This window comes from Actinoallomurus spadix, assembly GCF_024055725.1.
In the GTDB taxonomy this organism is placed as follows: Bacteria; Actinomycetota; Actinomycetes; order Streptosporangiales; family Streptosporangiaceae; genus Actinoallomurus; species Actinoallomurus spadix.
On sequence record NZ_JAMXMX010000008.1, the window covers coordinates 348,266 to 361,110 of the forward strand.

The 12,845-nt window shown below is 71.3% G+C and carries 11 protein-coding genes and 1 tRNA gene; 6 read left to right on the forward strand and 6 right to left on the reverse strand.

The features are described 5' to 3' along the window. Nucleotides 1-72 precede the first annotated feature (72 nt). Nucleotides 73-537 (forward strand): hypothetical protein, encoded by a 465-nt coding sequence (locus NE235_RS15055; RefSeq protein ID WP_252803095.1) that lies wholly within the window; start codon nucleotides 73-75, stop codon nucleotides 535-537. Beyond that, nucleotides 534-938: a winged helix-turn-helix domain-containing protein gene (locus NE235_RS15060; protein WP_308206081.1), complete on the forward strand. Its 405-nt coding sequence runs from the start codon at nucleotides 534-536 to the stop codon at nucleotides 936-938. The genes NE235_RS15055 and NE235_RS15060 overlap by 4 nt, the downstream gene beginning before the upstream one ends. Before the next feature lie 34 nt (nucleotides 939-972). On the opposite strand, the gene NE235_RS15065 is transcribed toward NE235_RS15060, so the two are convergent. Then, entirely contained in the window at nucleotides 973-2,127 is a 1,155-nt protein-coding gene (locus NE235_RS15065) for a DNA polymerase III subunit delta' (RefSeq protein WP_252803097.1), read from the reverse strand. A 204-nt stretch (nucleotides 2,128-2,331) separates the two neighbouring features. Between NE235_RS15065 and NE235_RS15070 the strand changes: the two genes are divergently transcribed. After that, complete coding sequence (locus NE235_RS15070; RefSeq protein ID WP_252803099.1) at nucleotides 2,332-2,763, forward strand: MarR family winged helix-turn-helix transcriptional regulator; 432 nt, start codon at nucleotides 2,332-2,334, stop codon at nucleotides 2,761-2,763. Further along, nucleotides 2,763-3,224 (forward strand): hypothetical protein, encoded by a 462-nt coding sequence (locus NE235_RS15075; protein ID WP_252803101.1) that lies wholly within the window; start codon nucleotides 2,763-2,765, stop codon nucleotides 3,222-3,224. The genes NE235_RS15070 and NE235_RS15075 overlap by 1 nt, the downstream gene beginning before the upstream one ends. A 67-nt stretch (nucleotides 3,225-3,291) precedes the next feature. Here the strand turns inward: NE235_RS15075 and tmk are convergent, their stop codons facing one another. Next, nucleotides 3,292-5,310 (reverse strand): dTMP kinase, encoded by a 2,019-nt coding sequence (tmk, locus tag NE235_RS15080; protein ID WP_252803103.1) that lies wholly within the window; start codon nucleotides 5,308-5,310, stop codon nucleotides 3,292-3,294. Nucleotides 5,311-5,336: 26 nt separating this feature from the next. Next, nucleotides 5,337-7,970: a type I DNA topoisomerase gene (gene topA / locus NE235_RS15085; RefSeq protein WP_252803105.1), complete on the reverse strand. Its 2,634-nt coding sequence runs from the start codon at nucleotides 7,968-7,970 to the stop codon at nucleotides 5,337-5,339. Between the two features lie 147 nt (nucleotides 7,971-8,117). Between topA and NE235_RS15090 the strand changes: the two genes are divergently transcribed. After that, nucleotides 8,118-8,303, forward strand: a complete 186-nt coding sequence (locus NE235_RS15090) for a DUF5703 family protein (RefSeq protein WP_252782122.1) — start codon at nucleotides 8,118-8,120, stop codon at nucleotides 8,301-8,303. A 403-nt stretch (nucleotides 8,304-8,706) separates the two neighbouring features. Here the strand turns inward: NE235_RS15090 and NE235_RS15095 are convergent, their stop codons facing one another. From NE235_RS15095 to NE235_RS15105, 3 genes are all read right to left on the reverse strand, one after another. After that, complete coding sequence (locus tag NE235_RS15095) at nucleotides 8,707-10,146, reverse strand: chaplin family protein (RefSeq protein ID WP_252803107.1); 1,440 nt, start codon at nucleotides 10,144-10,146, stop codon at nucleotides 8,707-8,709. 138 nt (nucleotides 10,147-10,284) lie between these two features. Continuing rightward, entirely contained in the window at nucleotides 10,285-11,049 is a 765-nt protein-coding gene (locus NE235_RS15100; protein ID WP_252803109.1) for a hypothetical protein, read from the reverse strand. A 105-nt stretch (nucleotides 11,050-11,154) separates the two neighbouring features. Beyond that, nucleotides 11,155-12,462, reverse strand: coding sequence for a M20/M25/M40 family metallo-hydrolase (locus NE235_RS15105; protein WP_252803112.1), 1,308 nt, complete (start codon nucleotides 12,460-12,462; stop codon nucleotides 11,155-11,157). A 228-nt stretch (nucleotides 12,463-12,690) separates the two neighbouring features. On the opposite strand from NE235_RS15105, the gene NE235_RS15110 reads away from it, so the two are divergent. Beyond that, a tRNA-Leu gene (locus NE235_RS15110) sits at nucleotides 12,691-12,776 on the forward strand. Nucleotides 12,777-12,845: the final 69 nt, after the last annotated feature.

The following is a 12,845-nucleotide window of genomic DNA, read 5'->3' on the forward strand; positions in this document are numbered from 1 at the left end:
GGTGTGACAAGAGAAACATTGGGAATGTACTTTCCAGAACGGAAAGTATTTTCCAGACAAGGGAGATCCGTCATGAACGCTACGCCGCAGAGTCTGGACCAGCTCCGCCGGCAGCGCGCCACGCTGGCCGAGCGGATCCGGTTGCCCTGGTGGTACCTGACAGTGGGTGCGGTGATGGCGGCGGCGGTGATGGCCGTCCCGTTCCTGTCGAAGTACGTCTCACCCGTGGTGAGTCAGTGGGTGGCGCTCGTGCCCGTGGTCGTGATGATCGGCCTTGATCGACTCTGGGCCCGCACGAGCGGCGTAAGGCTCCCCTACCGGCTGGCACGCTACCCCTCGGTCCGGCCGATCGGGCTGGTCACGGTCGCGATAGCGTTCGCGGGGTACGTCACGGAGCGCCTGCTCCTCGATCATGGCCAGACGGCACTCGCGGTCGTCGTGGTCGTCATCATGGCGGCCGTGACCGTGGGCATCCTCATCCGCCGGACCACCGCGATCCGGAACGACATCACCGAAGGGCGGACGACCTCACGATGAATCGCCCTGAGGGCCGCGGACGGCCGGACGAGCTCATCCACCCCCTGACCCGGTTGTCGATCTGCGGATTGCTCGCCGCCGGCGCGGAGTGGGTTGAGTTCTCGGTCGTTCGCGACACGGTAGGGGTCAGCGATTCGGTCTTGTCCAAACACTCCCGCGTGCTCGAAGACGCCGGCTACCTGGAGGTACGCAAGGGCGCGGTCGGGCGCCGCCCACGAACCTGGTTCCGGCTCACTCCCCAGGGCCGTACCGCCTTCGCCGACCACCTCGCCTGGCTCCAGAACCTCGCCCAGGCCCCCGCCCAGCCCACGCCCGACCAGCCCACGCCCGACCAGTCCGCGCCGCCCCTGCCCCGCAGGAGGCGTAACCCCGCAGGAGGCATAGCCCCGCAGGAGGGGTAGCCGCGGCGGGCGAGCCGCGTCCGGGGCGGCGTGGTCAGCCGGTACGCAAGGCCATGGCCATGGCCTCGACCGCGAGCTGGGGATTGACGTTCGCCCCCAGGCGCTCCCGGCACACCATGATGGCCTCCAGGCGGCGCAGCGTGGCCTCCGGCGGCCCGGACACCGACCGCAGCTCCCGCTCCCGGTCGGCGTTGACCAGGTCGACTCCGGCGCCGAGCTGCACGACGAGCAGGTCCCGGTAGTACGAGGCCAGGTCGAGGAGCGCGCGATCGAGGGCATCGCGCTTCATCCGGGTCGTCCGGGACTTCTGGCGGTCTTCCAGCTCCTTCAGGGCGCCCGCCGTGCCGCGCGGCATGCGGCCCTTCGCGCTCTCGCCGAGCGCCTGGCGCATCGCAGCGGTCTCCTCGGCGTCGAGACTCGCTCCGAGTTCCTTGGCCTCCGCCTCGGCGGCCTTCACGAGCGCCTCGGCGGCCTCGACGGCGGGCCCGACCCCGCTCAGCCTCCCGGGTACGGCCAGCACCTCGGCCCGGCGGCGGCGCGCCTGCTCGTCGGTGGCCAGGCGCTTCGCCCGGCCGACGTGCCCCTGCGCCGCCCGGGCCGCCGCGGCCGCGACGTCCGGGTCGATCCCCTCCCGGAGCACGAGGACCTCGGCGACCGCCCGCGCGGGCGGCGTCCGCAGCGTAACGAGCCGGCAGCGGGACCGGATCGTCACGACCAGGTCGTCCGGCGACGGCGCGCACAGCAGCCAGACCGTACGGGCCGGGGGCTCCTCGATAGCTTTGAGCAGCGCGTTCGCTGCCTGCTCGGTGGACCGGTCGGCGTCCTCGAACAGCACGATCCGCCACCGCCCGCCGGTCGGTGAGGAGGCGGCCCGCAGCACCAGCTCCCGGGTCTCCCGGACGCCGTACGACAGGCCGGCGGGACGGACGACCTCGACGTCGGCGTGGCTGCCGGACAGCACCTGGTGGCAGGACGCACAGTGCCCGCATCCCTGGTCGGGACACAGCAGCGCGGCGGCGAACGCCCGCGCGGCGACGGAGCGGCCCGATCCGGGCGGTCCCGTGAACAGCCACGCGTGTGTCATGCCACCGCCGCCCGTGCCCGCCAGGGCCTCGGCTCCGGCGGCCGCGGCGGCGCGCAGCTGCTCGATCACGGGCTCCTGCCCGACCAGCTCGTCGTACACCGTCACGCGTCGATCTCCTCCAGCCATCAGGCGCATTTCGATGCTAGAGCCTGCCGAGAACGCTCGCGCCCAAGCCGCCCGACTCGGTGCCACAACGAGAACCGGCCGACGGAGGCGGATTTCAGCCCGCCCTCCACCGGCCGACCAACGGAGTGGGAGCCATCGTTTTCAGTTGCGAGCGGATGATACGAAATCGTATAGTCCGAAATCGTGAATTCCGAGACCGTGTCATCTGAGTGGTCGGCTCTGCTCGCGTTGCAGCGGGCCACCCACGCCACCCTGCAAGTGCTCTCCGCGGAGCTCGTCGACCTGGACCTGACCGCCTCCGAGATCAACGCGCTGGCGAACCTCGCCGACGGCCGAGGCCGGACCGTGTCCGAACTCGGCGCGGACGTGGGCAGCCGCCCCACCACCCTGACCAGCGTGCTGGACCGCCTGGAACGACGCGGTCACATCACCCGCGGCACCCGCCCCGGAGACCGCCGGGCGGTCCTCATCGAACTCACCTCGTCCGGGCAGGTCGCCGCCGCCATGATCCGGCAGGCCATCGCCGACCTGGAGCGCCGTGCGCTCGGCGGCCTGCCGGACGACGCGGTCGCCCACCTGCGCGCTGCCCTGCAAGCCCTGACGGAGGTCTCCTGATGACCACGCGCCCCTCCGGCGAGCACGTCGGCGGCTCTGACTTCGACGCGTTGATGGCCGAGGTGATGGCGACCGCCGAGCGGTTCGGCCACCGGGAACACGTCCACCTGACGTGGCTGGCCGTTCGACGGGTCGGCGTTCCCGCGGCGATCGGCCTGGTCAGCGACGGCATCCAGCGCACCGCCCGCTATGCGAATGTGCCCCAGAAGTACCACGCGACCATGAGCCGGGCCTGGGTCGAACTGGTCGGTCACCACGCGGCCGAGCGCGGCGAAGACGACTTCACCGCGTTCGCCGACCACCACCCCGCCCTGCTCGACAAGCGCCTGCTGACCCGCTTCTACCACCCGGCGACGCTGGCCTCCGCGCAGGCCAGGACGGGCTGGGTCGAACCCGACCGTGCCCCGTTCCCGTGGCAGGACACGGGCCGGCGGGAACCCCAGGACGAAGGGGCACGCTGACCATGATCGGGCAGGGGTCGCCGCACGAGTTCGGCGCCCCGCTTCGCCGGTGGCCGACGGGGCGGAGTCAGTCGCTGATGACCGGCATCGTGCTGGTGACGGCCTCGGCGGTGGCCGGGACGGGGTCCGGGAGGAGGGCACGGACCCGGTCGCGGATCTGCCGGACGATGTCCTCCTGCGGCTGCGTGGCGTCGACCACCAGGTAGCGGTGCGGCTCGGCCTCGGCGAGGGCGCGGAACCCGCGGCGTACGCGCTCGTGGAACTCGCGCGGCTCGGACTCGATCCGGTCGGCAGGGGAGGCGAACCGGCCCAGCCCGACGTCGGACGGCACGTCCAGGACGATGGTCAGGTCGGGGGTGAGCCCGCCGGTGGCCCAGCGGTTCACCTCGGCGATCTCCTTGACCTTCAGCTCACGGCCGGCGCCCTGGTAGGCGAGCGAGGAGTCGACGTACCGGTCGGTGACGACGATCGCGCCGCGGTCCAGCGCGGGCCGGATGACCTCGGCGACGTGCTGGGCCCGGTCCGCGGCGTACAGGAGGGTCTCGGCGCGGGCGGCCAGGCCGGTGGTCTCCTTGTCGAGCAGCAGCGCGCGGAGCCGCATGCCGATCTTGGTGGAGCCGGGCTCGCGGGTGGTGACGACGTCGAAGCCCTGGTCACGGAGCCAGATGGCCAGGAGCCGGGACTGGGTGGTCTTTCCGGCGCCCTCGCCGCCCTCGAAGGCGAGGAACACGCCGCGTTCGCCGCTCTTCGGCTCCTCCGGGACGTACTCCTCGCCGCGCAGCGCGGCGAGGAGGTCGCGGGACAGCGGGATGCCCTTGCGGTCGTCCATCTGCCGGTAGGCGAGGAGGCCGACGATGACGGCGACCAGGGCGGCGAGCAGCAGCACGGCGTTCGGGCCGTCGAAGTGGTAGACGCCGTCGCCGACCTTGATCCGGTGCTCGCCGACCGCGCCGGCGATGAACGGCACGGCGGCGACCGTGAGCAGGAGCACGACCCGGACCAGCGACTGCAGGAACGCCCACGTACGGCCGCGGAGGCTGTCCTCGACCTCCAGGCCGACCAGGGTGTAGCCGACCACCCAGGCGACGCCGGCGCCCGCCCCGAGCAGCGCGGTCAGCAGGGCCACCATGACGAGGTTCTCGATGACGGCGATCAGCACGAGGGCGACGCCGGCGCCGATGATGGCCAGGCCGAACAGCCGGCGGCGGCTGAAGTCCTTCAGGATGCGGGGGGCCAGGAACATCCCGACCGCCATGCCCACGAACACCATGCCGAAGACGACACCGTACGCGGCGTCGCCGCCGCCCAGGGCCTTGACGTAGACCTTGGCGATGCCGATCACGGCGCCGCCGGCGGCGAACGCGCCGACGATCCCGACGGTGAGACCGCGCACCATCCGCGTCGAGCCGACGAACCGCCAGCCGGCGAGGATCTGCTTGAGGATCGACGGGACCGAGACCTTGCCGTCCTGCCGGGGGATCTCGTGCAGCGAGAAGATCGTGATCGCGGAGATCAGGAACGTCACGGCGTTGAAGTACAGCGCGAGGTTCGCCTGCTGCCGGTGCGTCGAGAAGACCACCCCGGAGATCAGCGCGAGCACCGAGAACGTCGCCGCCGCCACCGGCGCCGAACCGTACGTCGAGATCAGGCTGACCTGGTTGGCCCGCTCCAGCCGGTCCTTGGGCACCAGGTTCGGGACCGTGGCCTCCTTGGCCGGGATCCAGAACAGCGTCACGACCTCGACCAGGAACGTCGCGACGTAGAGCCAGTCGAGCCGGCCGACGATCGGGATCGACAGGAACAGGCTGAACCGCAGGATGTCCGCGATCACCATCGTGGTACGGCGGTCGAAGCGGTCGGCCACCGCGCCGGCCAGCGGTCCGAACACGAGCGCCGGCAGCAGCTTGACGACGAGCACGCCGCCGATCGCGTAGTTCTCCGCCGACCCCTTGGTCAGCGAGCCGGCCAGCGCGGTCAGCGCCAGGATGCTGAGCCAATCGCCGAAACTCGACAACGACAGGGCGATCCAGAGCCGACGAAACGGCTTGATCGACAGCACGCCGGAAGAGCTGCCCGTTCTGGTCATTGTGTCAGCGTATCCACCTGAGAGCGTTAGGACCGAGACTTCGCGGTACGCCGCCGGGCGGGCTTCTTCCCGCCGCCCGCGGCGACCTTCTCACGGCGCTCGGCGAGCAGTTCGAGCGCCCGCTGCATCGTGATCGACTCGATCTCGTCGCCCTTGCGCAGGCTGGCGTTGGTCTCGCCGTCCGTGACGTACGGGCCGAAGCGGCCCTCCTTGATGACGATCTTGCTGCCGGTGCCCGGGTCATCACCGAGCTCGCGCAGCGGCGGCGCGGCGGCGGCCCGCCCGCGCCCGCGCTGCTTCGGCTGGGCGAAGATCTCCTTCGCCTCGTCGATCGTGACCGTGAACAGCTGGTCCTCGCCCTGCAGCGACCGGCTGTCGGTGCCCTTCTTCAGGTACGGGCCGAACCGGCCGTTCTGCGCGGTGACGGGCTCGCCGTCGAGCTCCCCGACGACGCGCGGCAGCGACAGGAGCTTCAGGGCGTCCTCGAAGGTCACGGTCTCCGGCGACATCGACTTGAACAGCGACGCCGTGCGCGGCTTGGCGCTCTTCGGAGAGTCCTCCGGGAGGATCTCGGTGACGAACGGGCCGAACCGGCCGTTCTTGACGACGATCGGGTGGCCGCTGTCCGGGTCGACGCCCAGCTCGCGCTCGCCGCTCGGCTGCGCGAACAGCTCCTCCGCCTTGTCCTTCGTCAGCTCGTCCGGCGCGATGTCCTCGGGGATGTTGACCCGCTGGCCGTCGCGGTCGAGGTACGGGCCGTAGCGCCCGACCCGGACCACGATGTCGCTGTCGAGGATCGGGAAGGAGCTGACCTCCTTGGCGTCGATCTCGTCGAGGTGGTTGACCAGCTCCTTGAGACCGTCCTTCTTCTCACCGAAGTAGAAGCGCTGCAGCCACCGGACCCGCTCGGCCTCGCCGCGCGAGATGGCGTCCAGCGCGTCCTCCATGCGGGCGGTGAAGTCGTAGTCGACGAGCTCGCCGAAGTGCTTCTCCATCAGGTTGACCACGGCGAACGCCAGGAAGGACGGCACCAGCGCGGTGCCCTTCTTGAAGACGTACCCGCGGTCGAGGATCGTGCCGATGATGCTGGCGTACGTGGACGGCCGCCCGATCTCGCGGTCCTCCAGCTCCTTGACCAGGCTGGCCTCGGTGTAACGGGCCGGCGGCCGGGTCGAGTGCCCCTCGGCGCCGAGCTCGGTCGCGGTCAGCGGGTCGTCCTCCGCCAGCGGCGGCAGGCGGCGCTCCTGGTCGTCACGGTCCGACGAGGGGTCGTCCGCGCCCTCGACGTACGCCTTGAGGAAACCGTAGAAGGTGATGATCTTCCCGGAGGCGCCGAACTCGGCCCGCTCGCCGGTGGTCGACTCGCCACCGACGCGCACCGACACCGACTGCCCGGTGGCGTCCTTCATCTGGCTGGCGACGGTGCGCTTCCAGATCAGCTCGTACAGCTTGAACTGGTCACCGGACAGGCCCGTCTCGCCCGGCGTACGGAACGTCTCACCGGCCGGGCGGATCGCCTCGTGCGCCTCCTGGGCGTTCTTCACCTTGCTCTGGTAGACGCGCGGCTTGTCGGGGATGTAGTCGGCGCCGTACAGCGCCTTCGCCTGCTGGCGCGCGGCGTTGATGGCGATCTCCGACAGCGTGATGCTGTCGGTTCGCATGTAGGTGATGAAGCCGTTCTCGTACAGCCGCTGCGCGATCTGCATCGTGTACTTCGCCGAGAAGCCCAGCTTGCGGCTGGCCTCCTGCTGCAGCGTCGTCGTACGGAACGGGGCGTACGGGCTGCGGCGGTACGGCTTGCGCTCCACGGACGTGACGGCGTACGGCCGGCCGCGCAGGCGCTCGGCGAGGCCCCGGGCGGCGGCCTCGTCGAGGTGCAGGACGTCCTGGGACTTCAGCGTGCCCTGCGCGGTGAAGTCACGGCCCTGGGCGACGCGCCTGCCGTCGAGGGAGACGAGGGTCGCCGCGAAGGTCGAGGGCTCCTCCGGCTTGCCGGTGTCGAAGGTGGCCGACAGGTCCCAGTAGTTCGCCGGGACGAACGCGATGCGCTCACGCTCCCGCTCGACGATCAACCGCGTCGCGACGCTCTGCACCCGGCCCGCCGACAGCTTCGGCATGACCTTCTTCCACAGGACCGGGCTGACCTCGTAGCCGTACAGGCGGTCGAGGATGCGCCGGGTCTCCTGGGCGTCGACGAGCTTCAGGTTGAGCTCGCGGGGGCTCTGCGCGGCGGCGCGGATGGCGTCCTTGGTGATCTCGTGAAAGACCATCCGGCGCACGGGCACCTTCGGCTTGAGGACCTCACGCAGATGCCAGGCGATCGCCTCGCCCTCGCGGTCCTCATCCGTCGCGAGGTAGAGCTCGTCGGCCTCCTGCAGCAGCTTCTTGAGCTTGGCGACCTGCTGCTTCTTGTCGGCGTTGACGACGTACAGCGGTTCGAAGCCATGGTCGACGTTCACGCCCAGGCGAGCCCACAGTTCCCCCTTGTACTTCGGGGGAATGTCAGCGGCTTTCTCCGGCAAATCACGGATGTGGCCGATACTGGACTCCACGACGTAGCCACGGCCGAGATAACCCGCGATCGTCTTTGCCTTCGCGGGCGACTCGACGATCACCAGGCGGTTACGGCCGGACCTCGTTGTGCCGTTGCTGTCGGGCACGGTGCTTGAACCTCACAAATCTCGACTGCGGCGGGAGTCGTCAAGTGCCACCCCGAAGCCGGTCGACCTGGGACATCGGTAGACCGAATCCGCGGAAGAGGATCACCCGCTCCCCGTGAGGACCCTAGACGGAGCAGAATAAGGCCAATGCTGGAGTACTCCTACCTAGTACTGCATCTACCACGCGGCACGACTCGGGACGCCGCGAGGCAGGTGATGGTCGAGCATGCCGAACATGGCGGGTGGGAACTCGTCCGCGTGCGGGTGTACCCCGACGGACGCCGCCGAATCCAGCTCCGCCGCAAGGTCATCCGCGCTACGCGAACCTTGTAGAGGCGGCCACTCCTCGACCTCCTCGACGCTACAGCAATGTGCCCCGCGCGTGAGCGCAGGGCACACCTTGACCCAAACTTTCAGCTTTACCGGGCTTTGCCTGGCCCGAAGTCGACCTTCCGGCCAGGCACCCCCGGATGCCCGCGCTCGCTGACCGCGCGGCCTCACCCCGCCCCGCGCCGGCCTCACCCGCGCCACGGCGGTGTCACCCGCCGCGCCGGCGGTCCACCGGCCGCGTCGGCGTCACCCGGCCGCGTCAGCGCTCCACCGGCCGCGCGCCCGGCCGGTGTCACTCGGCAACGTCGGCGTGACCCGGCCAGCGTCGGCGGACGTGTCTACGGTCGCGGATCGCGGGACCGCGCCGAGACGGCCGTGCGGGCCGTCTCGGCGCCGGGGTCCCGCGTCAGCGGTCGCGGAACCGGCGGACCATCGCGACGGCTCCGGACGAGGCCGCGAGCAGCGCCGCGAGCGCCAGCGCGGCCAGCGCGCCGCGCTGGGTCCGGTCCGGCCCCTGAGCCGCGACCGTCCGCATCGCGGGGATCTCCTTCGACGATCCGCTCACCGGCGGCAGACCGGGCCGGGCCGGGACGGGCAGCGCCGCGCCCGCGGCCGGGATCGACCGGGTGTCCGGGACACGCGGCAGGTTGGGCAGCGCCCGCGCGCCCGGGACCGCGCCGGCGACTCCCGGGTCGACGGGAGCGCCGGTCTTCGCCGTGCCGGCGGCCGTCTCGGAGGTGCCCGAACCGGGCAGCATGGCGTTCACCGGGCCGGCGAGCCCGGTCGTGTCGGGGAGCGCCGGGACCGCGCCCGGGACCGCGCCGGCGGCGTCGGCCAGGCGGCCGCTCACGGGGAAGGAGGCGTCCTGCGGCGTCCGCGGCATCGGGGCCGCCACCGGCAGGCGGGGCGATCCGGGGACGACCGAGGTCGCGGGCGCGCTCAGGCGCCGGGCCGGCTGGAGCGCCGGTCCGGTGACGGACGGCAGGGACGCGGGGTCACCCGCCACCGTGCCCGTGGACGGCAGGTCCGGAACCGCCGGGAGCTCGTTCTGCGGTGCCCGTGCCGCCATGGCGTGCTGCGGGGAGACGCAGTGGTGGCCGCCGTGCCCGCCGTGCCCGCCGTGGTGCCCGTGGCCGCCGGAGACGGAGGCACCGCCGACGCAGCCGGCCAGCGCGTGGCCGATGACGGCGACCGCGTTGCCGCAGGCATTGATCGGCGCGGTGATCGGGGCGGTGACCTGGTTGCCGCCGCCGACGCTGTGCCGGCCGTTCGTACGGCCCCCGGGGGTGGAGCCGCCGCGCACCGGGGGGATCACGCCCGCGCATCCGGCGGCCGCGTGACCGATGACCGCGACCGCGTTGCCGCAGATGTCGACCGGCGCGGTGATCGGGGCGGTGACCTGGTTGCCGCCGCCGATGCTGTGCCGCCCGTTGGTGCGGCCCCCGCCCGTGGTGGCGGGGCCGGTCACCGACGCGCCGCCCTCGCACCCGGCGATCGCGTTGCCGACGGCGTTCCCGCACACGTTGATGGGCGCGGTGATCGGGATGTTGACCTGGTTGCCGCCGCCGATGCTGTGCCGCCCGGAGGTCGACTGCCGGCCGCCACCGGCGCCGGCACCGCGGTGCACGGACGCACCGCCGGCCGAACCGGCGAGCGCGTGACCGATGACCGCCACCGCGTTGCCGCTGACGTTGACGGGCGCCGAGACGGGCGCCTTGATCTGGTTGCCGCCGAGCACGCTGCCGGAGCCGTCGGTGACGTCGGCGAGGGCCGGACCGGCACCGAGCGCGACGAAGCTCGCGGTGAGCAGCGTGGCACGCGCGGTGCTCTTCGCCCACGTAGGCATGGGGGAACTCCTTCGATACAGGGGGTTGGGGGTACGTCTCGCAGGAGTCGGAGAACGTCCCTGGGGGGATTGGCGGCGTGGCCGCGCGCATGCGGGCACGCCGCAGCGACCCGGCGGGGGCCGGGCCGAGGGTGGGGACTAGTCAGGCGAGAAGGAGGGTTCGTCCGCCGCGGTACGGACGGTCGGGGGGACCATCCGCACGATCGGAGCGGACGCGCGCGAGCGGCCTGAGGCCGCCCCGAACCCGGGGGCACGCCACAGCCCCGTCTGGGTGACGCCGTCGCCGCTGGACGGGGGAAGCGCCTGTGCCCGGTGCGGCAGTTGCTGCGGCACTCGTGGCATGACCGGCGCGGAGACCCGGGAACGGGTCGCATGATCGACGGAGACCTTCTCGGACGCCCCCGTTGCGGCGACCGGACCGGTGCTCGTCACCGGCCCGCGACCGGTCGCGGCGCGATGTCCATGACCGGAGTGCCGCGGTGCCCGAGAAGGGTCCGCCGTTACCTCCGACGTGCCGGGCCGTACGGCTCCGGCCGATCCGCCCGCCGCGGGTGCCGGCGGGACGGGGATCAACGGCGGTCGAGAGTGCCGAAGGGCCGCCCGGGGAACGTGCACGGCCGGTACGGCGGCGCGCAGCGGCGGCAGGTCACCGGGAAGCCTGGTGACCTGCGAGCCGGCGTGCGCGACGACGCTGGGAAGGCGTGCGCCCGGAACGGTGTCGGCGTGTGCCTGCCCGGCGGCTCCGAGCAGCCAGCCGGCCACCGCGATGCCCGCCATGGTGAGCAGGCGACGCGTGACCGGCAGGGCGAGGAGACCGCGCAGGCGCCGGGTGAACGCGCGGGGACCAGGGCGGCACGGGACGACGGAGGTGCACCTCCGTGACCGCGACCACCTGGGAACCACGCGCCCTCCTCGGCATCGACCCACCGCGCGGAACGCAAAGGCGTTCCGTACGTTGAGTCACGCTAGCACCACGGAGCGCATTGGTTCGGCAATCGCCGAGAATTCTCACGCGTGATCAAGAAAATGGTCGAGAACGCGCACGCCGAACTGGAGACCCTCGACGGGGACACGCTCGTCGATACCGTGGAACATTCCGGAGAAATCCAGATCTTTCGGCAGCTTGAGCGGCGCGAAACCGAAGCAGCGAATCCCCAGAGTGGCGAAGGACTTCGCGTCGGTGCCGCCCGACAGGCAGTACGGCACCGGCCGCGCGTGCGGGTCGTGCGCCTTCAGCGCCGCGGCCATCGCCTCGACCAGCGGCCCGTCGAACTCCGTCTCGACCGCGATGTCATGGTGGACGAACTCCCGGCGTACGTGCTCACCGAGCAGTTCGTCGACGGTCGCGAAGAACTCCTCCTCATATCCAGGGAGGAATCGGCCGTCGACCTGAGCCGTAGCGGTTTGCGGGATTACGTTCGCTTTGTAGCCAGCATCCAGAACAGTCGGATTAAGGGTATTTCTGAGGGTTGCGCCGATCATCCGGGACACCGGCCCAAGTTCCCGCACGGTCTTCTCGATGTCGTCCGGGTCGAACTCCACGCCCGTCGCGGCGCAGACCTCCTCCAGGAACGCGCGCACCGTCTTCGTCAGCCGTACCGGGAACTCATACTCCCCCAGCCGGCCCACCGCCGCCGCCAGCGCCGTCACCGCGTTGTCCGGGTGCACCATCGACCCGTGCCCCGCCGTCCCCTCGGCGATCAGGCGCATCCAGGCCAGGCCCTTCTCCGCCGTCTCGATCAGGTACAGACGGTCGTCGTTCGGCAGAGTCAGGCTGAACCCCCCGACCTCCCCGATCGCCTCCGTGCACCCCTCGAACAGCTCCGGATGGTTGTCGACCAGCCAGTGCGCACCCCACTTGCCGCCCGCCTCCTCGTCCGCCAGGAAGGCCAGCACGATGTCGCGCTCCGGCCGCCGGCCCTGACGCAGCCGCTCCCGGATCGTCGCGAGGACCATCGCGTCCATGTCCTTCATGTCGACCGCGCCACGCCCCCACACGCAGCCGTCGGCGACCTCCCCGCCGAACGGGTCGCGGGTCCAGTCCTCCTTGCGCGCTGGAACCACGTCCAGATGCCCGTGGATCAACAGCGCGTCCCGCTGCGGATCGGTCCCCTCGATCCGTACGACCACACTCGACCGCTTCGCGTGCGACTCGTAGATCTTCGGCTCGAGACCGACCTCGGCGAGCTTCTCCGCGACGTACTCCGCCGCCACCCGCTCCCCCGGTCCACTGTGATCACCCGGATTCGAGGTGTCGATGCGGATGAGGTCACTGCACAGCTGGACGACCTCGTCCTCCGCCGAAGGATTGCTCACGTTGCCTCCTCGCACACACGCGGCGCCGAGAGCCGGAGGCCCTCCCGCCGCGGGAGCGCCCGTGACCGGCGTCTCGACTGGTTCCGCCCAGGTTGTTCCGGCACCCCCATCCTCCCCCAGCCCTGCCCTGACACCCTCCGGCCCCACCCCGCCCAAACCCACTTCGCGCCATCACCAGGGATTTGCTAATCTGTGGCAGCCGACGCGGACAGCCGCGGAGGCGCACCAGTCCGGGTGGCGGAATAGGCAGACGCGCTAGCTTGAGGTGCTAGTGCCCTTTACGGGGCATGGGGGTTCAAGTCCCCCCTCGGACACTTCGGGCCTGGGGTCAGTGTGGTCGGAGGCTTCGCCTCCTTCCCGCTGGCCCTTCGTCATTTCATCCG